The sequence below is a fragment of the Enterobacter sp. H2G27 genome (assembly GCF_054403075.1).
The window spans coordinates 2,657,352-2,680,953 of record NZ_JBSVSI010000001.1; the positions used below are offsets into that span (position 1 = coordinate 2,657,352).

Consider the following 23,602-nt stretch of genomic DNA (forward strand, 5'->3'; position numbering starts at 1 on the left):
GCCATGAGCTTTAACACAATCATCGACTGGAATACCTGTAGCGACGCACGGCAGCGCGAGCTGCTGATGCGCCCGGCGATTTCCGCCTCTGAAAGCATCTCGCGCACCGTGGCAGAGATCCTGGATAACGTCAAAGCCCGTGGCGATGACGCGCTGCGTGAATACAGCGCGAAGTTTGATAAGACGGAAGTCGGCGCATTACAGGTTACCGAGCAGGAAATCATTGATGCCAGCAATCGTCTGGGTGACGACATCAAGCAGGCAATGGCTGTTGCGGTGAAAAACATTGATACATTCCACACCGCGCAAAAGCTGCAGACCGTAGATGTCGAAACCCTGCCCGGCGTGCGTTGCCAGCAGGTAACGCGCCCGGTTGCGTCCGTCGGCCTCTATATTCCCGGCGGCTCTGCGCCGCTTTTCTCCACCGTACTGATGCTGGCGACTCCCGCGCGGATTGCCGGCTGTCAGAAAGTGGTGCTGTGCTCGCCGCCACCGATTGCCGACGAGATCCTCTACGCGGCGAAGCTGTGCGGCGTGCAGGCGGTCTATAAAGTGGGTGGCGCGCAGGCGATTTCGGCCCTGGCGTTCGGCACGGAATCCATTCCGAAGGTCGACAAAATCTTTGGTCCGGGCAATGCGTATGTGACCGAAGCCAAGCGCCAGGTCAGCCAGCGTCTGGACGGCGCGGCCATCGATATGCCTGCCGGCCCGTCTGAGGTGCTGGTGATTGCCGACAGCGGCGCAACGCCGGATTTCGTGGCATCCGACCTGCTTTCACAGGCGGAACACGGCCCGGACTCGCAGGTCATCCTGCTGACGCCGGACGCCAATATGGCAAAACGCGTGGGCGAAGCCGTTGAGCGTCAGCTTGCCGACCTGCCTCGCGCCGAAACGGCACGCCAGGCGTTAGCGGCCAGCCGCCTGATTGTGGCGCGCGATCTTGAGCAGTGCATTGCCATTTCTAACCAGTACGGCCCGGAGCACCTGATTATTCAGACCCGCAACGCGCGCGATCTGGTCGACAGCATTACCAGCGCGGGCTCGGTGTTCCTCGGCGACTGGTCACCGGAGTCAGCGGGCGATTACGCCTCCGGCACCAACCACGTGCTGCCAACGTACGGCTACACCTCAACCTGTTCCAGCCTCGGCCTGGCGGATTTCCAGAAGCGAATGACCGTGCAGGAACTCTCCCGCGAAGGGTTTGCCTCACTGGCCTCGACCATTGAAACCCTGGCTGCCGCCGAGCGCCTGACCGCCCACAAAAATGCCGTTACGCTGCGCGTTGCAGCCCTGAAGGAGCAAGCATGAACATTGAAGAATTAGCCCGCGAAAATGTCCGTCGCCTGACGCCTTACCAGTCTGCGCGTCGTCTGGGCGGCAAAGGGGATGTCTGGCTGAATGCTAACGAATTCCCGACTGCGGTGCAGTTTGAGCTGTCGCAGCAAACGCTGAACCGCTATCCGGAGTGTCAGCCGAAAGCTGTTATCGAAAACTACGCGCAGTACGCGGGCGTGAAGCCAGAGCTGGTGCTGGTCAGCCGCGGCGCGGATGAGGGCATTGAGCTGCTGATCCGCGCGTTCTGCGAGCCGGGCAAAGACGCCGTCATGTACTGCCAGCCGACCTACGGCATGTACAGCGTCAGCGCGGAAACCTTTGGGGTGGCGTGCCGCAACGTGCTCTCCCTGGAGAACTGGCAGCTGGATCTGCAGGGCATTGCCGACAATCTTGACGGCGTAAAAGTCGTCTTTGTCTGTAGCCCGAACAACCCGACCGGGCAGATTATTAACCCGCAGGATATCCGCACCCTGCTGGAGATGACGCGCGGAAAAGCCCTGGTGGTGGCCGACGAAGCCTACATCGAGTTCTGCCCGCAGGCGACGCTGGCTGGCTGGCTGGAAGAGTATCCGCACCTGGTGGTGCTGCGTACGCTGTCGAAGGCTTTCGCCCTTGCGGGCCTGCGCTGCGGCTTTACGCTGGCGAATAAAGAGGTCATCGACCTGCTGCTGAAGGTGATCGCTCCGTACCCCCTCTCGACGCCGGTAGCCGATATTGCGGCACAGGCGCTGACGCCTCAGGGGATCAACGCGATGCGCGAGCGCGTGGCGCAAATCCTGGAGGAACGTCAGTATCTGGTGACTGCCCTGAAGGATATCCCGTGCGTGGAGCAGGTGTTCGACTCGGAAACCAACTACATCCTGGTACGCTTCACCGCATCGAGTGCCGTATTTAAATCTTTATGGGATCAGGGCATTATCTTACGAGACCAGAATAAACAACCTTCCCTGAGCGGATGCCTGCGCATTACCGTCGGCACCCGCGCAGAGAGCCAGCGCGTAATTGACGCCCTGAAAGCGGAGAAAGTATGACCCAGAAGATCCTTTTTATCGATCGTGACGGCACCCTTATTTCGGAGCCACCAGCCGATTTTCAGGTCGATCGATTCGACAAGCTGGCCTTTGAACCGGACGTGATCCCGGTGCTGCTCAAGCTGCAAAAAGCCGGATACAGGCTGGTGATGATCACCAATCAGGATGGTCTGGGTACCGACAGCTTCCCGCAGGCAGACTTTGACGGCCCGCATAATTTAATGATGCAGGTGCTGACCTCTCAGGGCGTGGTATTTGATGAGGTGCTGATTTGCCCGCACATGCCGGCCGACGAGTGCGACTGCCGTAAGCCAAAGGTGAAGCTGGTTGAGCGCTACCTGGCTGAAGATGCGCTGGATAAAACCAACAGCTATGTCATCGGCGATCGCATCACCGATATTACGCTGGCGGAAAACATGGGCATCGCGGGACTGCGATACGACCGCAACAACCTGAACTGGACGATGATTGGCGAGCAGTTGACAAAACGCGACCGCTACTCGCACGTTGAACGTAACACTAAAGAGACGCAGATTGATGTGAAGGTCTGGCTGGACCGCGAAGGCGGCAGCAAGATCCACACTGGAGTGGGTTTCTTCGACCACATGCTCGACCAGATTGCCACCCACGGCGGTTTCCGCATGGAAATTACGGTAAAAGGCGATCTCTACATTGACGATCACCACACCGTGGAAGATACCGGCCTGGCGCTGGGTGAAGCACTGAAGCTTGCGCTCGGTGATAAACGCGGCATTAACCGTTTTGGCTTTGTTCTGCCGATGGACGAGTGTCTGGCGCGCTGCGCCATGGACATCTCCGGTCGCCCGCACCTGGAATATAAAGCAGACTTCAATTACCAGCGCGTGGGCGATCTGAGCACTGAAATGGTGGAGCACTTCTTCCGTTCATTGTCTTATACCATGGGCCTGACGCTGCACCTGAAGACCAAAGGTAAGAACGACCACCACCGCGTGGAGAGTCTCTTCAAAGCCTTTGGTCGTACCCTGCGCCAGGCAATTCGCGTGGAAGGTGACGCCCTGCCTTCATCGAAAGGAGTGCTGTAATGAATGTGGTGATTCTGGATACCGGATGCGCCAACCTTAACTCCGTAAAATCGGCCATTGCGCGCCACGGCTACGAGCCGGTGGTGAGCCGTGACCCGGACGTGGTGCTGCGCGCCGACAAACTCTTTTTACCGGGCGTAGGTACCGCGCAGGCTGCAATGGATCAGATTCGCGAACGCGATCTGATCGATCTGATCAAGGCCTGTACCCAGCCGGTGCTGGGCATATGCCTGGGCATGCAGATCCTGGGCCGCCGCAGCGAAGAGAATAACGGCGTTGACCTGCTGGGCATTATTGACGAAGACGTGCCGAAAATGACTGATCACGGTCTGCCTCTGCCGCATATGGGCTGGAACCGCGTGTACGCCAAAGCGGGCGACAGGCTGTTTCGCGGCATCGAAGACGGCGCGTATTTTTACTTCGTGCACAGCTACGCCATGCCAGTGAACGTGAATACGATCGCCCAGTGCACTTACGGCGAGGCGTTTACGGCAGCCGTACAGAAAGACAATTTCTTCGGCGTGCAGTTTCACCCGGAGCGCTCTGGCGCCGCGGGCGCGCAGCTGCTGAAAAACTTCCTGGAGATGTGATGATTATTCCCGCGTTAGATTTAATTGACGGTACGGTTGTCCGTCTGCATCAGGGTGATTACGGGCAGCAGCGAGACTACGGAAACGATCCGCTGCCGCGTCTGCAGGATTATGCCGCCCAGGGTGCGCAGGTACTGCATCTTGTGGATTTGACTGGCGCGAAAGACCCGGCGAAACGCCAGATCCCGCTGCTTAAACAACTTATTGCGGGTGTTGATGTGCCGGTACAGGTTGGCGGCGGCGTGCGTACGGAAGATGACGTCGCGGCGCTGCTGGACGCTGGCGTGGCCCGCGTGGTGGTAGGTTCAACCGCCGTGAAAGATCCTGAGACGGTGAAGGGCTGGTTCCGCCGCTTTGGCGCCGACGCCCTTGTACTGGCGCTGGACGTGCGTATTGACGAACAGGGCAACAAGCAGGTGGCCGTCAGCGGCTGGCAGGAAAACTCCGGCGTTACGCTGGAAGAGCTGGTCGAGACGTATCTCCCTGTGGGCCTGAAACACGTGCTGTGCACGGACATCTCGCGCGACGGCACGCTGGCGGGTTCCAACGTTTCTTTATATGAAGAAGTTTGCGCCCGTTATCCGCAGGTGGCATTCCAGTCATCTGGCGGCATCGGTGACTTAGCCGATATCGCCGCGCTGCGCGGAACGGGGGTACAGGGCGTGATTGTGGGCCGGGCCCTGCTGGAAGGTAAATTTACGGTGACGGAGGCGATTCAATGCTGGCAAAACGGATAATCCCTTGCCTGGACGTACGTGACGGCCAGGTCGTGAAAGGCGTGCAGTTCCGCAACCACGAGATCATTGGCGACATCGTTCCGCTGGCAAAACGCTATGCTGATGAAGGCGCAGACGAGCTGGTGTTCTACGATATTACCGCGTCCAGCGATGGCCGCGTGGTCGACAAAAGCTGGGTGGAACGCGTGGCGGAAGTGATCGACATTCCGTTCTGCGTGGCGGGCGGAATTAAGTCCGCTGACGACGCCGCCAAAATTCTCTCGTTTGGCGCCGACAAGATTTCCATCAACTCCCCTGCCCTGGCCGACCCGGAGCTCATTACCCGCCTCGCCGATCGTTTTGGCGTGCAGTGTATTGTGGTCGGGATCGACACCTGGTATGACGCCGCAACGGGCAAGTATCACGTCAATCAGTACACGGGGGATGAAAGCCGCACGCGCGTGACGCAGTGGGAAACGCTCGACTGGGTGCAGGAAGTGCAGAAGCGTGGCGCTGGCGAGATTGTCCTCAACATGATGAATCAGGATGGCGTGCGTAACGGGTATGACCTCGAACAGCTGAAAAAAGTTCGTGAGGTCTGCCACGTTCCGCTGATTGCCTCAGGCGGCGCGGGCACCATGGAACATTTCCTGGAAGCCTTCCGCGATGCGAACGTGGACGGCGCGCTGGCCGCTTCCGTGTTCCACAAGCAGATTATTAATATTGGTGAGTTAAAAACGTACCTGGCCGACCAGGGCGTGGAGATCAGGGTATGTTAACAGAGCAACAACAGGCGCAGCTGGACTGGGAAAAAACGGACGGATTACTGCCGGTGGTTGTCCAGCATGCCGTCTCAGGCGAAGTGCTGATGCTGGGGTATATGAACCAGGACGCGCTGGCGAAAACGCTCGCCAGCGGCAAAGTGACCTTCTACTCCCGCACTAAACAGCGCCTGTGGACCAAAGGCGAGACCTCGGGTCATTTCCTGAATGCAGTGAGCATTACGCCAGACTGCGATAACGACACCCTGCTGGTGCTGGCAAACCCAATCGGCCCAACCTGCCATAAGGGCACAAGCAGCTGCTTCGGCGAGGCGAGCCACCAGTGGTTGTTCCTGTATCAACTGGAAAAGCTGCTGGCAGAGCGTAAAACGGCTGACCCTGAAAGTTCGTATACCGCAAAGCTGTACGCCAGCGGAACCAAGCGTATTGCGCAGAAGGTAGGTGAAGAAGGCGTTGAAACCGCGCTGGCCGCGACGGTGCATGACCGCGAGGAGCTGACGAATGAAGCGTCGGACCTGATGTATCACCTGCTGGTGCTGCTGCAAGACCAGGAGCTGGATTTGACGGCGGTGATTGAAAATCTTCGCAAACGGCACAAATAAAAAAACCGGGGAATATCCCCGGTTTTTTTACCTGCAAATCAGGCTTTTGGTTTGTAGTTGCGCAATGCGTTGCGGCCAAGCACCACGCCAGAACCAATCATTCCGCCCAGCAGCACAGCCAGAATTAGAACTATCGCTTTTTTCGGGCTGTCACGACGTACAGGGAGTTCCGGCTTCATGACATAACGGTAAACGTGGATTGTGTCCGGGTTTACGTTCAGATTCTGGATGTCCAGCAGATTTCGCCTGGTCTGATAATAGGCTCTTGGGAAGACCAACGGGAGAGAAGCTTCGTTGTCAATCATTGATTTCAGCCCCTCACTTCCCAGCAGGAACATCGTTTCCTGAGTCACTTCCTGGGTTTGCTGAAGCTGAGGCGAGGTAATTTTCGCCGCTTCTGCGTTCTTCAACGCCTCAGCAATCTGTTTGATACGCAGATCCTTCTGCTCCTGAGCGACCTTCTCCTGGTTTTTCAGAGAATCATTCAGGGTTTTTATCTGCGCTTTGATGTTGTCAGTAAGGTCAGCGGCGAGTTCTTTTGCCGTTTGCTCATCAACCTGCTGAATGTACTGCGCCAGCTGCTTTTGCGCGGCTTCTGCCGATGAACTGGTATACGATACAATTAACGGGAATGGCTGGTCTTTAACCTTGGGCTCAATTGTCAGTTTTTCAGGTACAGCCTGGTTTTCAAGCGCCTGCGACAACGCCGAGAATGATGAGCTAAAACGGCCGATAGCACGCGTTTGGTTGTCATTCATTGTAGGTGCGGCGGTACCATACAGGATATTCAACGCATTAGAATAGCTGGCAATCTGAGCTGCGTCAGGTTGTGCAATAATTGCGCTAGAGGTCCACTTTTCTTTTGCAACGGATAAATATCCAATTGCCAGGGCGATACAAACAACAACAAAGGCTGCTATCACCCACTTCCCACGCCACAGCTGGAACACTAAATCAAGTAAATCAATTTGCTCAGGGTCATTGCTTCTGCTGACCTGGCTATTGTTGTTTTGCGTCATACAATCCCTAACTGATAAAAAAAGGGCAAACATAATTAGTTTGTATAGTTTATCGATTACTGGCGATTTTTCTATAAGAATCCGATGAGTAATATCGGAAAGATGGGTTATGTAACTAACCCCCTTCGCGCTATCATAGACGCCATGTGATGCGTTACGGCATCTAAAGAATAGGGTTTATGAGGGAAGCTATGAAATTTTTGGTCACGGGTGCCGCAGGTTTTATCGGTGCGAATGTCAGTAAACGCCTCCTTGAGGCTGGTCATCAGGTTGTCGGTATCGACAACCTCAATGAATACTACGATGTCAACCTGAAGCTGGCACGCCTGGAACTGTTAAAATCTGAGCGTTTCACCTTTCACAAGCTGGAATTAGCCGACCGGGAAGGTATGGCCACGCTTTTCGCGTCTGAGAAGTTTGACCGTGTGATTCATCTTGCCGCGCAGGCGGGCGTACGCTACTCCCTGGAAAACCCACACGCCTATGCTGATGCCAACCTTATTGGGCATCTCAACGTGCTGGAAGGCTGTCGCCATAACAATGTTCAGCATCTTCTTTATGCCTCGTCGAGCTCCGTATACGGTCTCAACCGCAAGATGCCTTTCTCCACTGACGACTCCGTGGATCATCCGGTCTCGCTCTATGCTGCGACTAAAAAAGCCAACGAGTTGATGTCGCACACCTATTCGCATCTTTACAACTTGCCGACCACCGGGCTGCGCTTCTTTACCGTGTATGGTCCATGGGGCCGTCCGGATATGGCACTGTTTAAATTCACCAAAGCGATGATTGAAGGCAAAAGCATCGACGTTTACAACTACGGCAAGATGAAGCGCGATTTTACTTACATCGACGACATCGCCGAAGCCATTATTCGTCTGCAGGATGTTATTCCTCAGGCCGATGCAGACTGGACCGTTGAGACCGGTTCCCCGGCGACCAGCTCCGCGCCGTATCGCGTTTACAATATTGGTAACAGCTCGCCAGTCGAACTTATGGATTACATTACCGCGTTGGAAGAAGCACTGGGTACAAAAGCAGAGAAAAACATGCTTCCTCTCCAGCCAGGGGATGTTCTGGAGACCAGTGCCGATACCCAGGCTCTTTATGAGGTGATCGGATTTAAACCGCAAACCTCGGTTAAGGATGGAGTGAAAAACTTCGTTAACTGGTACCGCGAATTTTACAAAGTCTGAAAATAAAAAACCCGGCTTATCCGCCGGGTTTTTTATGGAGCAAGAGAATTAGTCGCTACCGAAGAGATCTCGGGTATAGACTTTGTCCGCTACGTCAGACAGTTCTTCAGCCATGCGGTTTGAAATGATAACATCGGCTTCTTTCTTGAATGCATCCAGGTCGCGGATCACACGAGAATTGAAGAACTGATCGTCCGGCATGGCAGGCTCATAGATGATAACCTCAACCCCTTTGGCTTTGATGCGCTTCATGATCCCCTGAATAGAAGAAGCGCGGAAATTATCGGAACCACTCTTCATGATCAGACGATATACGCCCACCACTTTGGGTTGACGCGCGAGGATGGAGTCGGAGATGAAATCTTTACGGGTACGGTTCGCATCAACAATCGCCGAAATGAGATTATTTGGCACCGCCTGATAGTTTGCCAGCAGTTGCTTAGTGTCTTTTGGCAGACAATAGCCACCGTAGCCAAATGACGGGTTGTTATAGTGGTTGCCAATGCGTGGGTCGAGACATACCCCTTCAATAATCTGACGGGTATTCAGTCCAAGGCTCTCTGCGTAGCTGTCCAGTTCATTGAAATAAGCCACTCGCATTGCCAGATAGGTATTCGCGAAGAGCTTGATCGCCTCAGCTTCAGTGGAGTCGGTAAACAGCACCTGAATATCTTTCTTCAGGGCCCCTTCCTGTAGCAACGCAGCAAAACGTTCAGCGCGCTCAGAACGTTCGCCAATAACGATACGCGAAGGATGCAGGTTATCGTAAAGCGCTCTCCCCTCACGCAGGAATTCCGGCGAGAAGAAGATATTATCAATACCGAATTTTTCTTTAATGGATTTGGTAAAACCGACAGGGATGGTCGATTTAATCACCATCACCGCATCAGGGTTGATCGCGATAACGTCTTTGATTACCGCTTCTACCGTTGAGGTGTTGAAATAGTTGGTTTTAGGATCGTAGTCAGTAGGCGTCGCAATGATGACGTAATCCGCATCGCGGTATGCATCTTCTTTATCTGTCGTGGCGCGGAAATTCAGCGATTTATTGCTGAGATAGTCCTGGATTTCTTTATCCACAATCGGCGATTTTTTCTGATTGAGCATATCCACTTTGGCCTGCACGATATCCAGCGCAACCACTTCATGATTCTGGGCAATCAGAATGCCGTTAGAAAGACCGACATACCCTGTTCCGGAGATTGTTATTTTCATTCGCTAATGACTTCTGTGAGTTAACTGTACTGATGGCCACCAGACCATCGCGATAAACATAACTGTTGGGCTTTGTACCTCCTGGCAAACTGAACTGTCAAGGCAAACCAGGAGTAATCACTACGAGCGGGGCGAGATTCAGACTACTTCGAATAACAGGCGACATTTTTTGCATAAAAAAACCCGGAGACAGGCTCCGGGTTTTGATGACAGCGAGTAAGTTAACTTATTCCATCCATTCGGTATGGAACACGCCTTCTTTATCGGTACGTTTGTAAGTATGCGCACCGAAGTAGTCACGCTGTGCCTGAATCAGGTTAGCTGGCAGAACAGCCGCACGGTAGCTGTCGTAGTAGGCTACTGCAGCAGAGAAGGTCGGAACCGGGATACCGTTCTGGACAGCGTAGGCAACCACATCACGCAGCGCCTGCTGATATTCGTCAGCAATTTTCTTGAAGTACGGTGCCAGCAGCAGGTTGGCGATACCGGCGTTTTCAGCATAGGCATCGGTGATTTTCTGCAGGAACTGCGCACGAATGATGCAGCCCGCGCGGAAGATCTTCGCGATCTCACCGTAATTCAGATCCCAGTTGTTCTCGTCTGATGCCGCACGCAGCTGAGAGAAGCCCTGCGCGTAAGAGACGATTTTACCCAGGTACAGTGCACGACGCACTTTTTCAACGAATTCGGCTTTATCACCCGCTGGTTTAGCCTGAGGGCCAGACAGCACTTTAGATGCCGCAACGCGCTGCTCTTTCAGGGAAGAGATGTAACGCGCGAAGACGGATTCGGTGATCAGTGACAGCGGTTCGCCCAGATCCAGAGAGCTCTGGCTGGTCCATTTACCGGTGCCTTTGTTCGCTGCTTCGTCCAGAATCACATCAACCAGGTATTTACCTTCTTCATCTTTTTTAGTGAAGATATCTTTGGTGATGTCGATCAGGTAGCTGTTCAGTTCGCCTTTGTTCCACTCGGTAAAGGTTTCAGCCAGCTCTTCGTTAGAAAGGTTAAGACCGCCTTTCAGCAGGGAATAAGCTTCAGCAATCAGCTGCATGTCGCCGTATTCGATGCCGTTATGCACCATTTTCACATAGTGACCGGCACCGTCAGGACCGATATAAGTCACACACGGCTCGCCATCTTCTGCAACAGCAGCGATTTTAGTCAGAATAGGCGCAACCAGTTCGTATGCTTCTTTCTGGCCGCCAGGCATGATGGATGGGCCTTTCAGAGCGCCCTCTTCACCACCGGAAACACCGGTACCGATGAAGTTAAAGCCTTCAGCAGAAAGTTCACGATTACGACGAATGGTGTCCTGGAAGAAGGTATTACCGCCATCAATGATGATGTCACCTTTTTCGAGGTAAGGCTTCAGGGAGTCGATAGCTGCATCGGTACCTGCGCCAGCTTTCACCATTAACAGGATACGACGAGGCGTTTCCAGAGACTCAACGAACTCTTTCACCGTATAGAAAGGAACCAGTTTCTTGCCAGGGTTCTCGGCAATGACTTCTTCGGTCTTATCACGGGAGCGGTTGAAAACGGAGACGGTATAACCACGGCTTTCGATGTTCAGCGCCAGGTTGCGCCCCATCACTGCCATACCGACAACGCCGATCTGTTGCTTGGACATTACATACTCCTGTCAGGTTTCTATAAATGCGAACTATCTCGCATGCAAAAGCTACACTTATGTTAACCTAAGATAATGAAAACCGATAACCATTACTGGTTGCGTAAAATGCCATTCACTTACAATAACTAGCAATAGCCGTTAGGGTTCTGCTGTTGCCATTTCCATGAGTCCCTAATCATGTCATCCAAATTACGCTTCGCTTCCCAGCCAAGTTCTATCCGCGCCTTAGAAGGATCCGACCAGCACTCTGCAATATCTCCAGGCCTTCTAGCTGTCAATTGGTAAGGTATGGACAACGTAGTTACACGTTTGAATGCATCCAGGAGTTCGAGAACCGAATATCCCTTACCTGTACCAAGATTATAAATTTTCAGATTTGACGAGCTAGGTCGATGCTTTAATGCTGCAACATGTCCCTCAGCTAGATCCATAACATGGATAAAATCACGCACGCCAGTACCATCTTTTGTTGGATAGTCATCTCCATACACTGATAGGTGTTCACGCTTACCAATGGCAACTTGACATATAAAAGGCATAAGATTATTAGGGACACCGGTAGGACTTTCCCCAATTTGGCCCGATGGATGTGCTCCAACAGGATTAAAATATCTTAAAATTGTCACATTTAGGCTAGGATGAGCTTTTGATAAATCACGGAGAATCATTTCCGCCATTAGCTTAGATGTACCATATGGATTAGTTGTTCCACCCACTTTACAAGCTTCAGTCAATGGAATTGACTCCGGCTCACCATATACTGTAGCAGAAGAACTAAAGATCAAATTCTTGACACCGGCATTTATGATCTCTTCAAATAGACAAAGACTCCCTGCAATGTTTACTTCATAATATTTAAGTGGGTACAAAACTGATTCATTAACTGATTTAAGACCAGCAAAATGGATAACATCTGTTATCCTATTTTCAGAAAAAATCTGCCTAAGTAATTCTCTGTTTAGAATATTTCCTTGATAGAAAATCGGCTCACAACCAGTTATTGTCTTAATTCTGTTCAACGCTTCATAAGATGAATTAGAAAGATCATCAATAATAATAACTTTTTCACCCTTCTCAAGAAGGGTTAAAACAGTATGTGAGCCTATATAGCCAGCTCCGCCGGTTACAAGTATAGACATATGTATTCCGCCCTTAACTTTTCAGTTAATAATATACTAATAAGAAACGTTGTAGCAAAAACAAAGCATTTAATCACATTCATTTATTAATATATTAATTAATTTATCTGTTGCGTAATTCTCGTCAAAAAGTTCTTCCGCAAGACGTCGGCTTTCCAACCCCATTGATACTATATTTTCAGGGTTATTGACAAAAAAGGCCATAGCATCAGCAAGCTCATTAACAGTCCAGGGAGGAACTATCAAACCGTTCAAACCATTGCGAACAGTCTCACGACAGCCAGGTACATCTGTAGTGATCACTGCCCTGCCTATAGCCATGGCCTCTTGTGTGCTACGTGGGATACCCTCTCGATAAGAAGGCAAAACAAAAATGCTCAATCCTTCCAAATAACTTTTTACATCAGAAATTTGCCCGAGAAACTCTATATGCCCTTCATTTTTCCATGTACTTATTTGCTCTTGGGTAATGCCGCCTGGGTTATCATCAATCGCTCCTGCGATACTAAATTTTACATGTGGATATTTTATTTTAATGATCCTGGCAGCCTGTACAAATTCCCTAACACCTTTTTCCACAAGGAGACGTGAAACCATTCCAAAATGAATGTTACTCCTGTTAGGTTTTGTGTACGAGTACTCATTAAGATTAACACCAATCCCACCAATTACTTCAGAATCTGAGATGAAAATTTTGTTTTCCATAATGAGTTCGTTATAATCATCAGAATTTAAAAACAAAACTTTCTTCGCTCTTGGCAATGTCACTTTATAAAGAAAAGTTTGGACTAATCTTAATATTTTTTTCTTATAAGAATCCTGACCCTGGTGTTTTGTATAACAAAAACCGAGTCCCTCTAGTAAATTATAAATATTTTTTACACCCGCTAACCTAGCAGCTAGCGTGCCGAAAATAACAGGTTTTGGGAAAAAACAAAAAACGACATCAGGTCCTATACTTCGTATTTTTTTAGATAATGCCAATGTATTCAACATATCTAAAAAAGGGTTCATACCCGATCTCGAAAATTTATATTGATCGGGTATAGCACCGAACATTGAAATTTGACGGAATTTTTCCTCATCGCGATCCATGGTTAATGTATGAACTGTTACTCCCATAGAAACAAGACTTTCGATAAGTTTTTTCCTAAAAAGGATAATGGTATTAGATTGATTTCCAATGAGCAAAATTTTCATTAAGTATCCTGTTTCATTCTATACATGCTCAACCATTTGCTAACGACAGAATCGATGGAAAAATTATTTATAATATGATTCCTATTGTTAGTTTGTAAAATGCACTTACGTTCTTCCGTTAACCCTTCAATTTCAATAATTTTATTTGCTAATGCCTTAGGGTTTGAAACAGGTACAATAAAATCATTATTGCCAATAACTTCTTTCACACCTCCAGCATCAGTACTAACAGCGATTCGCTGACAAGCCATAGCCTCAGCAACAACTAAACCAAAACCTTCCCATGCGGAAGATAGTACAAATAAATCACAAGCAGAATAATAATCTTGCACTTCATCTATGCTTCCCAGCAATTTCACTCGGGATGCTAAATTATAATCTTTTATCTTCTTCTCGAGTACAGTACGGACATCTCCCTCACCTATAATTACCAGTTTATAGTGCTTCGGCAATAAATGAAATGCATCAAGAAGATTCGGGTAATCTTTAGCAGGGGTTAATCTTCCAACAGAAAGAATCATAATCTCTTCATCTTCAATACATAATTTCTTTCTGAGTATCTTACGCACTTCGCTACTAAAATTAAAGACGTCCGTATCTATACCATTATAATTAACAAATGATTTTGAGGATGAAAATGATTTTAATTCAATGAATTTTTCCAGAGCCTCCTGACTGACATTTGTATTTATATCACATAAATGATCGGTAACACGGTACGCAAACATCCGAAATCTACCGCCTTCGTTTTTACTATGCGCAGTACATAAAAGATGAAAATTACTGCCAGATATTAAACGTACCATTCTTGTCATAATATTGGCATGGAACATATGGCTATGAACAACATCTGGTTTAATATTTGATATTATATTACGTAGTTTAAATAAGCTAAATAAAAAGCTAATAACCGTTTTCTTCATATCTAAACAATAAATTTTTATGTCCTTCCTCGCAGGTGTAATTACTGCATCACCAGAAAGAGCTACTATCGTAACATTATGCATTTCCTCTGCGAATCTATCGGCTAATAAGCACAACTGCTTTTCAGCACCTCCCAAGCCGAGTCCTGTTATAACAAATAATATATTCATTTTTTAATCTCGTATAAACGACATTGTATATAGCGCATTAGCATTTTAGCTTTTTTGATAAAGCTTACTTCTCGATTTACTTGATCTAAATAATATAAGCCAAAGCCTTTTGGGTTTGCTTTGAGTTGTGCGGAAAAATTTTTAGAAAGCCCATCATCCAAATATTCGCTTAAATATATGGCTTTGACTTTGTGATATTTTATAAGTGCGCAGTCAGTGATTTTATTCCAAATTAACAACTCAGGAACAAACTTTTCATTTTCATAAGAAGGGAATGGGAATTTTAATAACATTTCTCTTTTAAAACAATATGCCAAATCACCCGCAAATAAATGTCCCGCTTCAGTTGCGCGAAGATAACAGACATCAGTAGTAACGGCAGAATCTAAATTATCACCAATTATATCCCCATTAAAATATGCTCTACGAAATGCAACTCCAGATATAGCTTTGTTTTCGGTTTCAGCTTGTTGAAGACTATCTGTAATAGAAGTTATAGCATCTGTAGTTAAGGCATCGTCACTATCAACAATAAATATATATTCAGAATTACATAATTTAACACCAGTGTTTATTGCTTGTGGCTTACCTAAATTTATCTGTTTGTGATAAAATATATTAATAATATTATCTTGTTGAAATGATTCTATTAACGCTTGTGTGTCATCCTCACTACCATCATCTATTACAATCCACTCAAAATCTTTAGTTACCTGATTAAGTAATGAAATATATAATCGCTTAAGAGTGTAAGCACGATTATATGTGGGTGTTAAAATTGAAATCATTTGCTAAAGGTCCTTCTAAGCATACATTTTAATAATAACTTTAACCTGCTATTATTAAGTCTAAAGCCATATTTTACCAGAAAAATCAATTGCAAAAATTTATTTTTAGCAAAACAAATTTTAAAAAATTTATCAAAATCATTTTTCACTTCCTTTGATAACAGAAACTTATAATTGTCATAAAATGATTTTTTTACGAAAAAGTGTTCTTTAGACAGTAGGTAATCGACTTTTGAAGCTAATTTAGCACGAATTCCATTATTAAATGTTTTTTGTCCAGTCACTGCCTCAGCATGTTGTCGATAAAGCATTAATTTTTTTGGTAAAAAATATACATATCCTACAGCATGAGCAATTAAGCTTATTATATCGTCGTGCAAATGAACATAGCCACGGTAGTCAGTAATAATATTTACCATTGCTTTATTAAACATAATTGAACAACCCTGATAGCCACCATTAAAAAACAAAAAATCTTTTAGACTATCAGCGTGATTATGAGAAATGCCAGAGAAATCTATATCGCCTGTTTCATCATCAAAAGCATAACCATCAGTATAGATAATACAGGGTATAGCACAGTTAGCTAGCCCCTTATTCTCTGCAAAAGAGAACATAGAACTCAATTTATTTTCAAGCCAAATGTCATCCTGATCGCAAAAAATGGCATAATCTGTTTGCACATATTTTACTGTAGAAAGGAAATTTTTTCCGGCACCAAGCCTTGTTATTCCGTCTTCGATAAGATTAATACGGCTATCATTTAACTGCATTTTCTTTATGATGCTAACAGTATTGTCTTTAGAACCATCATCATGAATATAAAGTATCCAGTCCTTATACTTTTGTTGCTGCAACGAAAGGAGCTGATTCTCAATATGCTCACCACCGTTATAAGTCGCCATTAAAATGGTTATTCGTTTATTTTGCATTTAACTGTAAACCGCCATAATATATATATACAGATAATTAATTTCATGTTGCCAGAGAAATTTGTTATTAAGGTTTCCGCAAAAAAGGAAGTAAACAGCCCTACAGCAAGAACAGCATATATAAGCATCGCGACTGGACTGCCTTGCCTTGCTAAAATATAAACTGAAGCGTATATTACCCCATAAAACATCGCTCCAAAAGCGACTCCGTATAAAGAATAATCTTGGTAAAAAGGTTGCATCACGGTGAAAACATTAGTAGGAACCGGCACATTTACATATTCCATTATTGTTTTTACAGGCTCGGTAGAAGATAATCCTAATTTATATAAAATTGCAAAAATAAACCTAAAAGTATATATCCCTGAATCACCAATACTATTCAATTCAGATAACTTACTCAATGCCAAAAGAGGGGAGTATATATATACACCTAAAACCGAACTCACAGTGGCATTATCTTCAGAAGACATTCTTATGAAATGTAAAAGAAGAATAGTAACGGTTATTATCGGAGCCAAGAGGAATAGTTTCCTCTTGTTCAAACCAACTGTCATTTCACGAATTATTAGGTAAATTAGAACCGGTGTGACGATAGCAAACTTCCCCATAGTGCCAATACAAAATAATAAAATCCATAATAAAATAGAATATTTATTTTTTTTCGTAGTATCAGCTAAACAAACTATAGCAAATATTGCCACCATAACTGGATATACTGCCGTCAGTAGAGTAAATTTTACTCCATCATAATCATCGATTATGTTAGCCAGGCGGAGATTAAGGAAAAAACTTGCCGGCCCTCCCTTACCTACATTATAAATCTCCCAAACTGAATAAAGAGATAACGGCAATACAATAATCCAATATCGACTACATGCATACCTTTTATTGATAAATAAACTTCTGCTATCAGTAGTGAGAACAACCAACTCCCCTGCCATCAGAATAAAATAAAGAATTGAATACCAAATAATGAAAGCATAAAAACTTATTTCAGGAAACTCATTAAAATCATCATATGCAAATAGACCAACAATACTAACTAAGAACCATGCAAAACAATGAAGTGATAAGGGAGATGTTAAATTAGTTTTTATAAAATAAAGCGCAACAAATATTCCTAGAGAGGAAATGATTGCAAGTAATAAAACATATATCATGGCCAGCCTTTATTTCATCACTGTAATTTAATGATAAAATTATCGTCTATCAACGCTTTTATCAACAATTGATAATATTAAATAGTCAACAATCATCCTTATGGACCATGCAAATGCGGCACCAATTATACCATAATGTTTTATAAAAAAATAAAGCATCAATAAATATGGCACTAATTCAAACATATGTATATACGCCGTAATTTTTGCATAGCCGCGAGACTGAATACTCGCAAATGGAATTTGAGCAAGTGAATTAAAAACAAAACCAACCAAAAGAATAGTCAAAATTGTTGAGGGAACACCCGAAAAATTATCCCCCATCCAAATAGTCATAAACTTGTCCCCAAGCAAAGTGCCCAGTAACAAAATAGGTAAAGTAACAACCAAAAGAACCAGAGAAATTATTCTTTTATTTTTCTTTCTGTCAATTGCAATATTGGATGCACTTAGACGCGGAAAAATCGCTCTGGCAAAAGCGCCGGGTATAATACCTAGCCTTGCAATTATTTCAGCTGGCGCAGTATAAAAAGCAACAACTGAAGCCCCCAACTGATTAGATACTATAAATCGATCAAAATATGCCATTATGGGGCTAATAATATTACTAACTGTTATCCAACCACCAAACATAAGCAGCCTTTTTAGAGTTGTAAGGCTAAACTTTAGTAAGGAGTTAATTATTATTTTTCGACACAAATAGAAGGCAGCGATTAGACAACATATACGTGAAAACACCAACCCCCAAATAGCTGATTCCAAAGATGGAACGAAATGAATAAAAATAACTGGAAGCAGAGAGAGTAATGAACCTGTAATAGATTTGTATACATTCAGTATTGCAAACCGTTCTTCTCCTTCAAGTACGGCAAGCCATATTTGAGTAACCAAAAAAATTGGTATCGACAGCGCTAATATCCCCATCGAATGTACAACATGTAAATATTTATCTTGACTAATTTTTAGCAAATTTGTTATTTCATTACTAAATATGTATAGAATTGACGAGGCAATTAACCCCATTATAATGACCAATAGTGATGATGTGAATATAATCCTTTGTTTTTCTTCAGTATTATCTCGAAAAATTGATACTTCTCTTATCACTGCACGAGATAGCCCTACATCAAAAATACTTGCATACCCGACAATTGCCAGAGCGAGTGTAAAAACACCAAATATTTCTGCACCCAACACTCGTCCTAATATACCTAGCGCGGGAATGGTAATTATAGCAGGAATAATATACCCAGCAATATTCCAGATACTATTTCTTATTACACTCATTTAAACAACTCATCTTCTGGAATATTTACCAACAGAGGAGCGCCTTGATCTTTTGATGATAAATTCAAATTACCTTTATACGGCCATTTTATATTAATTTGTGGATCATCATATCGCAATCCTCGCTCTGATTGAGAGTGATAATAATTTGTGGTTTTATACACAAATTCTGCACTTTCACTTAATACCTGAAAGCCATGGGCAAACCCTTCTGGAATCCAGAGTTGGCGTTTATTTTCTGCCGACAAATTCACTCCAACCCAATGTCCAAATGTTTTAGAGGACTTTCGTATATCAACTGCAATATCATATACCTCCCCAACTATACAACGGACTAATTTTCCTTGAGCATATGGGTTTAGTTGATAATGTAACCCCCGAAGAACACCTTTAGATGATTTAGAATGATTGTCCTGCACGAAGTTAACTTTGTGGCCAACTGTTTCTTCAAATATTTTTTGACTAAAGCTCTCATAGAAAAAGCCACGATCATCACCAAAAATTTTAGGTTCAAAAATAAGAACACCAGGAATATCTGATTCTATTACTTTCATGAATTAATAACCTTTAATCATTTTTTGTAGATACTGACCATATGCATTTTTGGAGAGTGGTGCCGCTAATTTTTTAACTTGGTCAGCGTCTATAAAGCCTTTACGGAAAGCAATCTCTTCAGGGCAAGACACCTTAAGTCCCTGACGTTCTTCAATTGTTGCTATAAAATTACTGGCCTCAATAAGACTTTGATGAGTGCCGGTATCTAGCCATGCATATCCACGACCCATTATCGCAACAGACAGACGCCCTTGCTCCAGATATATGCGGTTAATGTCTGTAATTTCCAGCTCACCACGAGCAGATGGCTTTAGATTTTTGGCCATATCAATCACATCATTATCATAGAAATAAAGACCGGTAACAGCATAGTTACTCTTAGGTTCTAATGGCTTTTCTTCCAGACTTATGGCGATCCCGTCCCTATCAAACTCCACCACACCATAGCGCTCAGGATCATTAACATGGTAGGCAAAGACTGTAGCACCATCCTCTTTATTTACTGCAGCTTCAAGCTGCTTCGGCAGGTCATGTCCGTAGAAGATATTGTCACCCAACACCAAAGCGCAGCTATCACCACCGATAAACTCTTCACCGATGATAAATGCCTGTGCTAGACCGTCTGGACTTGGCTGGACTTTATATTTCAGATTCACTCCCCACTGGCTGCCATCACCCAGCAATTGTTCAAAACGTGGTGTGTCTTGTGGAGTACTGATAATAAGAATATCTTTTATCCCTGCCAGCATGAGTGTTGACAGCGGGTAATAAATCATTGGTTTGTCATAAATTGGCAGTAGTTGTTTACTCACCGCCATGGTAACAGGGTACAGACGAGTGCCAGAACCACCTGCCAGAATAATACCTTTACGCGTAGCCATCATTTTTTCTCTATAAAAACCAAATGCCCTTATAAGGGCATTTATCTCATTAAACTGATTGAGTCGTAAAAAGTTCAGCAAGCATCCGTTTTACGCCAATATCCCAGGAAGGGAGTACAAGATCAAAATTCGCCTGAAACTTCTCTGTGTTCAAGCGCGAATTATTCGGTCGACGCGCAGGAGTTGGGTAAGCCGATGTTGGAACAGCATTAAGCTTTTCAATAGCCAACTCAACACCTGCTTTTCTGGCCTCATCAAACACCAGTGCCGCATAGTCATACCATGTTGTCGTATTTGACGCGACCAGGTGGTAGAGGCCAGCAACTTCAGGCTTAATCATTGCGACACGAATAGCATGCGCTGTGCAGTCTGCTAACAACTCAGCGCCCGTTGGAGCACCAACTTGATCGTTGATAACGGAGAGTTCCTGACGCTCTTTTGCGAGCCGCAACATCGTCTTAGCGAAATTGTTGCCCTTCCCCGCATATACCCAACTGGTCCGGAAAATAAGATGCTTAGGGCAATACGCCTGCAATGACTTTTCGCCCTCTAGCTTTGTCTCACCGTATACATTCAGCGGAGCAGTCAAATCCGTTTCACGCCATGGCTTTTCGCCGTCGCCGGGGAATACATAGTCGGTAGAGTAGTGAACAACCCATGCGTCTATTTTGGCCGCTTCTTTGGCTATCGCTTCAACGCTTGTTGCATTGAGGAGTCTGGCAAAATCCGGCTCAGATTCAGCCTTGTCTACTGCTGTATGTGCCGCCGCATTAACAATGACATCGGGTTTAATTGCGCGAACGGTTTCAGCTATCCCTTCCGGATTACTAAAGTCCCCGCAATACTGTTCCGAATGAACATCTACCGCAATCAAATTACCTAATGGAGCAAGCGCACGCTGGAGTTCCCACCCCACCTGCCCTGTTTTACCGAACAGAAGAATATTCATTATTAACGTTCCCCGTAGTTCTGCTCGATCCAACTTTTATAAGCACCACTTTTGACGTTGTTAACCCAATTCTGATTGCTCAGATACCACTCTACCGTCTTACGAATTCCGCTTTCAAACGTCTCCTCAGGCTTCCAGCCCAGTTCAACGCCAATTTTGTGCGCATCAATCGCGTAGCGACGGTCATGGCCGGGACGATCAGCAACATACGTAATCTGATCGCGATAAGACCCCTCTTTTGGCACAATCTCATCAAGCAGATCGCAAATCGTATGGACCACGTCCAGGTTTTGCTTCTCGTTATGCCCACCGATATTGTATGTCTCCCCCGGTTTCCCCTGAGTCACAACGGTATAGAGTGCGCGCGCATGGTCTTCAACGTATAGCCAGTCACGAATCTGATCGCCCTTGCCATAAATAGGCAGAGCTTTTCCGTCCAGCGCATTCAGGATAACCAGTGGGATCAGTTTTTCCGGGAAATGGTACGGGCCGTAGTTATTTGAACAGTTGGTCACAATGGTCGGGAAACCGTAGGTACGCAGCCAGGCACGCACGAGATGGTCACTGGAGGCTTTCGACGCTGAGTAAGGGCTGCTGGGCGCATAAGCCGTGGTCTCAGTGAAGAGTGGCAGCTCAGTTGACGCCGGATGCTCATCAGGATGCGGCAAATCACCATACACTTCGTCGGTTGAGATGTGATGGAAACGAAACGCTTTCTTCGCCTGGTCATCCAACGTTGACCAGTACGCACGAGCGGCTTCCAGCAGTACATAAGTGCCGACGATATTGGTTTCGATAAACGCAGCCGGGCCGGTAATGGAACGATCGACGTGACTTTCAGCGGCCAGGTGCATCACCGCATCAGGCTTATGCTTTGCGAAAATGCGATCCATGGCGTCTTTATCGCAAATATCCGCATGTTCAAAAGCATATCGGCCGCTGTCGCTAACTTCACTAAGCGACTCAAGGTTGCCGGCATAGGTCAGCTTATCCACATTGACGACGTCGTCCTGGGTATTTTTAATAATATGTCGTACAACCGCTGAGCCGATAAAGCCGGCCCCGCCCGTCACAAGAATTTTCACGTTATCTGTTCCGTCTAGTGTATATGTCTGGAAACTGACGTTCTGAAACCTGAGCATTTATTAACGGTTTCAGAAAATGAGCACGCTACCGCCCCTGGCTTAACAGCTACCAGTGCACTGAGCGATGTCTGATTAAATGATTTTCTTGTCTGGATACAGACAAAAAACTGGCGTTAATTGTCGTCCTAAACGACCACAGAAACAAGCACAAATCGCTACAAATCGGTCCAGACTTAAATCAGATAACTCTATGTAATCATTACATTAATAACAAAAAGCGGCAGTCATTATTTTGGTCTGATGAAATCTAACCAAAATAATGACTGCCGCTTGTTCAAGTCGTGGCTGGAATATCAGTCGTTTGCGAGCAACTTCTCAATACGGGTTCTGAACTTCGCCCCTTCCTTGAGGTTACGCAGTCCATAATTCACGAACGCCTGCATATACCCCATTTTCTTACCGCAGTCATAGCTGTCGCCGGTCATCAGCATAGCGTCTACAGACTGTTTTTTTGCCAGCTCGGCAATCGCGTCGGTCAGCTGAATACGATCCCAGGCGCCTGGCTCGGTTTTTTCCAGCTCGGCCCAGATATCGGCGTTGAGAACATAGCGACCTACAGCCATCAGGTCTGAATCCAGCGTCTGTGGCTGATCCGGTTTTTCGATGAACTCAACGATGCGGCTCACCTGCCCTTCCGTCTCCAGCGGTTCTTTAGTCTGGATCACAGAGTACTCGGAGAGATCGCCCTTCATGCGTTTCGCCAGCACCTGGCTCCGGCCCGTTTCGTTGAAACGTGCCACCATTGCCGCCAGGTTGTAACGCAGCGGATCGGCAGAAGCGGTATCGATGATGATGTCCGGAAGAACAACAATGAACGGGTTATCACCCACAACCGGACGAGCACACAAGATAGAGTGGCCCAGGCCCAGCGGCTGCGCCTGACGGACGTTCATGATGGTCACGCCCGGCGGGCAAATAGACTGCACTTCCGCCAGCAGCTGGCGTTTGACGCGCTGCTCAAGCAACGCTTCGAGTTCGTAAGAGGTGTCGAAGTGGTTTTCTACCGCATTCTTGGAAGAGTGCGTAACCAGGACGATTTCTTTGATCCCTGCAGCAACAATTTCGTCAACAATGTACTGAATCATTGGCTTGTCGACGATCGGCAGCATCTCTTTTGGAATGGCTTTTGTGGCTGGCAGCATATGCATGCCCAGGCCTGCTACCGGAATGACTGCTTTCAAATTAATCATTATTTCTTCCACCTTAAAATGGTTGACGAATTATAGCTCTTAAACCTGTTTTCGCCAGCATGATTTGCCGTAATCCTTAGGCAATCTTACGCC

Annotated in this window: 23 protein-coding genes; 8 read left to right on the top strand and 15 right to left on the bottom strand. The window is 46.3% G+C overall.

Annotated elements, in window-relative coordinates; all coding sequences use genetic code 11:
• Window positions 1–3: 3 nt before the first annotated feature.
• Genes hisD through hisIE form a run of 7 tightly spaced genes read left to right on the top strand, consistent with a single transcriptional unit; the run spans window position 4 to window position 6,120 of the window.
• The gene (gene hisD / locus ACW9E7_RS12640) at window positions 4–1,308 is read left to right on the top strand and encodes a histidinol dehydrogenase (protein WP_274240322.1); all 1,305 of its coding nucleotides are present in this window, start codon (window positions 4–6) and stop codon (window positions 1,306–1,308) included.
• Window positions 1,305–2,366: a histidinol-phosphate transaminase gene (gene hisC / locus ACW9E7_RS12645; protein ID WP_458727857.1), complete on the top strand. Its 1,062-nt coding sequence runs from the start codon at window positions 1,305–1,307 to the stop codon at window positions 2,364–2,366. Before hisD ends, hisC begins: the two co-directional genes overlap by 4 nt.
• Window positions 2,363–3,430 carry a bifunctional histidinol-phosphatase/imidazoleglycerol-phosphate dehydratase HisB gene (gene hisB / locus ACW9E7_RS12650; protein ID WP_127731588.1) on the top strand — a complete coding sequence of 356 codons (1,068 nt, stop codon included), beginning with the start codon at window positions 2,363–2,365 and terminating at the stop codon, window positions 3,428–3,430. The genes hisC and hisB overlap by 4 nt, the downstream gene beginning before the upstream one ends.
• Window positions 3,430–4,020 (top strand): imidazole glycerol phosphate synthase subunit HisH, encoded by a 591-nt coding sequence (gene hisH / locus ACW9E7_RS12655; RefSeq protein ID WP_127731590.1) that lies wholly within the window; start codon window positions 3,430–3,432, stop codon window positions 4,018–4,020. The genes hisB and hisH overlap by 1 nt, the downstream gene beginning before the upstream one ends.
• Window positions 4,020–4,757: a 1-(5-phosphoribosyl)-5-[(5-phosphoribosylamino)methylideneamino]imidazole-4-carboxamide isomerase gene (gene hisA, locus ACW9E7_RS12660; RefSeq protein WP_458727858.1), complete on the top strand. Its 738-nt coding sequence runs from the start codon at window positions 4,020–4,022 to the stop codon at window positions 4,755–4,757. The genes hisH and hisA overlap by 1 nt, the downstream gene beginning before the upstream one ends.
• Window positions 4,739–5,515, top strand: a complete 777-nt coding sequence (gene hisF, locus ACW9E7_RS12665; RefSeq protein WP_111966136.1) for an imidazole glycerol phosphate synthase subunit HisF — start codon at window positions 4,739–4,741, stop codon at window positions 5,513–5,515. The genes hisA and hisF overlap by 19 nt, the downstream gene beginning before the upstream one ends.
• Window positions 5,509–6,120: a bifunctional phosphoribosyl-AMP cyclohydrolase/phosphoribosyl-ATP diphosphatase HisIE gene (hisIE, locus tag ACW9E7_RS12670; RefSeq protein WP_115875777.1), complete on the top strand. Its 612-nt coding sequence runs from the start codon at window positions 5,509–5,511 to the stop codon at window positions 6,118–6,120. The genes hisF and hisIE overlap by 7 nt, the downstream gene beginning before the upstream one ends.
• A 38-nt stretch (window positions 6,121–6,158) precedes the next feature.
• Here the strand turns inward: hisIE and wzzB are convergent, their stop codons facing one another.
• On the bottom strand, window positions 6,159–7,139 hold the full coding sequence (gene wzzB / locus ACW9E7_RS12675; protein ID WP_458727859.1) for an LPS O-antigen chain length determinant protein WzzB: 981 nt from the start codon (window positions 7,137–7,139) through the stop codon (window positions 6,159–6,161).
• A 191-nt stretch (window positions 7,140–7,330) separates the two neighbouring features.
• On the opposite strand from wzzB, the gene ACW9E7_RS12680 reads away from it, so the two are divergent.
• A complete protein-coding gene (locus tag ACW9E7_RS12680; protein ID WP_458727860.1) occupies window positions 7,331–8,335 on the top strand; it encodes an NAD-dependent epimerase in 1,005 nt (334 codons plus the stop codon).
• Between the two features lie 48 nt (window positions 8,336–8,383).
• Here the strand turns inward: ACW9E7_RS12680 and ugd are convergent, their stop codons facing one another.
• The 14 genes from ugd to galF form a co-directional block, all read right to left on the bottom strand.
• Window positions 8,384–9,550, bottom strand: coding sequence for a UDP-glucose 6-dehydrogenase (gene ugd, locus ACW9E7_RS12685; protein WP_458727861.1), 1,167 nt, complete (start codon window positions 9,548–9,550; stop codon window positions 8,384–8,386).
• 226 nt (window positions 9,551–9,776) lie between these two features.
• Window positions 9,777–11,183, bottom strand: a complete 1,407-nt coding sequence (gene gndA / locus ACW9E7_RS12690; protein WP_028013772.1) for an NADP-dependent phosphogluconate dehydrogenase — start codon at window positions 11,181–11,183, stop codon at window positions 9,777–9,779.
• Between the two features lie 128 nt (window positions 11,184–11,311).
• Entirely contained in the window at window positions 11,312–12,325 is a 1,014-nt protein-coding gene (gene galE, locus ACW9E7_RS12695; RefSeq protein ID WP_458727862.1) for a UDP-glucose 4-epimerase GalE, read from the bottom strand.
• Window positions 12,326–12,394: 69 nt separating this feature from the next.
• Window positions 12,395–13,525, bottom strand: coding sequence for a glycosyltransferase family 4 protein (locus ACW9E7_RS12700; RefSeq protein WP_458727863.1), 1,131 nt, complete (start codon window positions 13,523–13,525; stop codon window positions 12,395–12,397).
• Window positions 13,525–14,619, bottom strand: coding sequence for a glycosyltransferase (locus ACW9E7_RS12705; protein ID WP_458727864.1), 1,095 nt, complete (start codon window positions 14,617–14,619; stop codon window positions 13,525–13,527). Before ACW9E7_RS12705 ends, ACW9E7_RS12700 begins: the two co-directional genes overlap by 1 nt.
• The gene (locus ACW9E7_RS12710) at window positions 14,616–15,407 is read right to left on the bottom strand and encodes a glycosyltransferase family 2 protein (protein ID WP_458727865.1); all 792 of its coding nucleotides are present in this window, start codon (window positions 15,405–15,407) and stop codon (window positions 14,616–14,618) included. The genes ACW9E7_RS12705 and ACW9E7_RS12710 overlap by 4 nt, the downstream gene beginning before the upstream one ends.
• On the bottom strand, window positions 15,404–16,312 hold the full coding sequence (locus tag ACW9E7_RS12715; RefSeq protein WP_458727866.1) for a glycosyltransferase: 909 nt from the start codon (window positions 16,310–16,312) through the stop codon (window positions 15,404–15,406). The genes ACW9E7_RS12710 and ACW9E7_RS12715 overlap by 4 nt, the downstream gene beginning before the upstream one ends.
• 8 nt (window positions 16,313–16,320) lie before the next feature.
• Window positions 16,321–17,502 (bottom strand): O-antigen polymerase, encoded by a 1,182-nt coding sequence (locus tag ACW9E7_RS12720; RefSeq protein WP_458727867.1) that lies wholly within the window; start codon window positions 17,500–17,502, stop codon window positions 16,321–16,323.
• A 39-nt stretch (window positions 17,503–17,541) separates the two neighbouring features.
• Window positions 17,542–18,789 carry a flippase gene (locus tag ACW9E7_RS12725; protein ID WP_458727868.1) on the bottom strand — a complete coding sequence of 416 codons (1,248 nt, stop codon included), beginning with the start codon at window positions 18,787–18,789 and terminating at the stop codon, window positions 17,542–17,544.
• Entirely contained in the window at window positions 18,786–19,343 is a 558-nt protein-coding gene (rfbC, locus tag ACW9E7_RS12730) for a dTDP-4-dehydrorhamnose 3,5-epimerase (protein WP_458727869.1), read from the bottom strand. Before rfbC ends, ACW9E7_RS12725 begins: the two co-directional genes overlap by 4 nt.
• Window positions 19,344–19,346: 3 nt before the next feature.
• Window positions 19,347–20,225, bottom strand: a complete 879-nt coding sequence (gene rfbA, locus ACW9E7_RS12735) for a glucose-1-phosphate thymidylyltransferase RfbA (protein ID WP_458728394.1) — start codon at window positions 20,223–20,225, stop codon at window positions 19,347–19,349.
• Between the two features lie 49 nt (window positions 20,226–20,274).
• Window positions 20,275–21,174, bottom strand: coding sequence for a dTDP-4-dehydrorhamnose reductase (gene rfbD / locus ACW9E7_RS12740; RefSeq protein ID WP_458727870.1), 900 nt, complete (start codon window positions 21,172–21,174; stop codon window positions 20,275–20,277).
• Window positions 21,175–21,176: 2 nt separating this feature from the next.
• Complete coding sequence (rfbB, locus tag ACW9E7_RS12745; protein WP_458727871.1) at window positions 21,177–22,259, bottom strand: dTDP-glucose 4,6-dehydratase; 1,083 nt, start codon at window positions 22,257–22,259, stop codon at window positions 21,177–21,179.
• A gap of 353 nt (window positions 22,260–22,612) precedes the next feature.
• Window positions 22,613–23,509 (bottom strand): GalU regulator GalF, encoded by an 897-nt coding sequence (galF, locus tag ACW9E7_RS12750; RefSeq protein ID WP_029742022.1) that lies wholly within the window; start codon window positions 23,507–23,509, stop codon window positions 22,613–22,615.
• Window positions 23,510–23,602 lie beyond the last annotated feature (93 nt).

What these genes read in the sequence shown, in the direction of transcription:
- hisD (WP_274240322.1), top strand. Translation starts at nt 4, where the DNA reads ATGAGCTTTAACACAATCATCGACTGGAATACCTGTAGCGACGCACGG.
- hisC (WP_458727857.1), top strand. Translation starts at nt 1,305, where the DNA reads ATGAACATTGAAGAATTAGCCCGCGAAAATGTCCGTCGCCTGACGCCT.
- hisB (WP_127731588.1), top strand. Translation starts at nt 2,363, where the DNA reads ATGACCCAGAAGATCCTTTTTATCGATCGTGACGGCACCCTTATTTCG.
- hisH (WP_127731590.1), top strand. Translation starts at nt 3,430, where the DNA reads ATGAATGTGGTGATTCTGGATACCGGATGCGCCAACCTTAACTCCGTA.
- hisA (WP_458727858.1), top strand. Translation starts at nt 4,020, where the DNA reads ATGATTATTCCCGCGTTAGATTTAATTGACGGTACGGTTGTCCGTCTG.
- hisF (WP_111966136.1), top strand. Translation starts at nt 4,739, where the DNA reads ATGCTGGCAAAACGGATAATCCCTTGCCTGGACGTACGTGACGGCCAG.
- hisIE (WP_115875777.1), top strand. Translation starts at nt 5,509, where the DNA reads ATGTTAACAGAGCAACAACAGGCGCAGCTGGACTGGGAAAAAACGGAC.
- wzzB (WP_458727859.1), bottom strand. Translation starts at nt 7,139, where the DNA reads ATGACGCAAAACAACAATAGCCAGGTCAGCAGAAGCAATGACCCTGAG.
- ACW9E7_RS12680 (WP_458727860.1), top strand. Translation starts at nt 7,331, where the DNA reads ATGAAATTTTTGGTCACGGGTGCCGCAGGTTTTATCGGTGCGAATGTC.
- ugd (WP_458727861.1), bottom strand. Translation starts at nt 9,550, where the DNA reads ATGAAAATAACAATCTCCGGAACAGGGTATGTCGGTCTTTCTAACGGC.
- gndA (WP_028013772.1), bottom strand. Translation starts at nt 11,183, where the DNA reads ATGTCCAAGCAACAGATCGGCGTTGTCGGTATGGCAGTGATGGGGCGC.
- galE (WP_458727862.1), bottom strand. Translation starts at nt 12,325, where the DNA reads ATGTCTATACTTGTAACCGGCGGAGCTGGCTATATAGGCTCACATACT.
- ACW9E7_RS12700 (WP_458727863.1), bottom strand. Translation starts at nt 13,525, where the DNA reads ATGAAAATTTTGCTCATTGGAAATCAATCTAATACCATTATCCTTTTT.
- ACW9E7_RS12705 (WP_458727864.1), bottom strand. Translation starts at nt 14,619, where the DNA reads ATGAATATATTATTTGTTATAACAGGACTCGGCTTGGGAGGTGCTGAA.
- ACW9E7_RS12710 (WP_458727865.1), bottom strand. Translation starts at nt 15,407, where the DNA reads ATGATTTCAATTTTAACACCCACATATAATCGTGCTTACACTCTTAAG.
- ACW9E7_RS12715 (WP_458727866.1), bottom strand. Translation starts at nt 16,312, where the DNA reads ATGGCGACTTATAACGGTGGTGAGCATATTGAGAATCAGCTCCTTTCG.
- ACW9E7_RS12720 (WP_458727867.1), bottom strand. Translation starts at nt 17,502, where the DNA reads ATGATATATGTTTTATTACTTGCAATCATTTCCTCTCTAGGAATATTT.
- ACW9E7_RS12725 (WP_458727868.1), bottom strand. Translation starts at nt 18,789, where the DNA reads ATGAGTGTAATAAGAAATAGTATCTGGAATATTGCTGGGTATATTATT.
- rfbC (WP_458727869.1), bottom strand. Translation starts at nt 19,343, where the DNA reads ATGAAAGTAATAGAATCAGATATTCCTGGTGTTCTTATTTTTGAACCT.
- rfbA (WP_458728394.1), bottom strand. Translation starts at nt 20,225, where the DNA reads ATGGCTACGCGTAAAGGTATTATTCTGGCAGGTGGTTCTGGCACTCGT.
- rfbD (WP_458727870.1), bottom strand. Translation starts at nt 21,174, where the DNA reads ATGAATATTCTTCTGTTCGGTAAAACAGGGCAGGTGGGGTGGGAACTC.
- galF (WP_029742022.1), bottom strand. Translation starts at nt 23,509, where the DNA reads ATGATTAATTTGAAAGCAGTCATTCCGGTAGCAGGCCTGGGCATGCAT.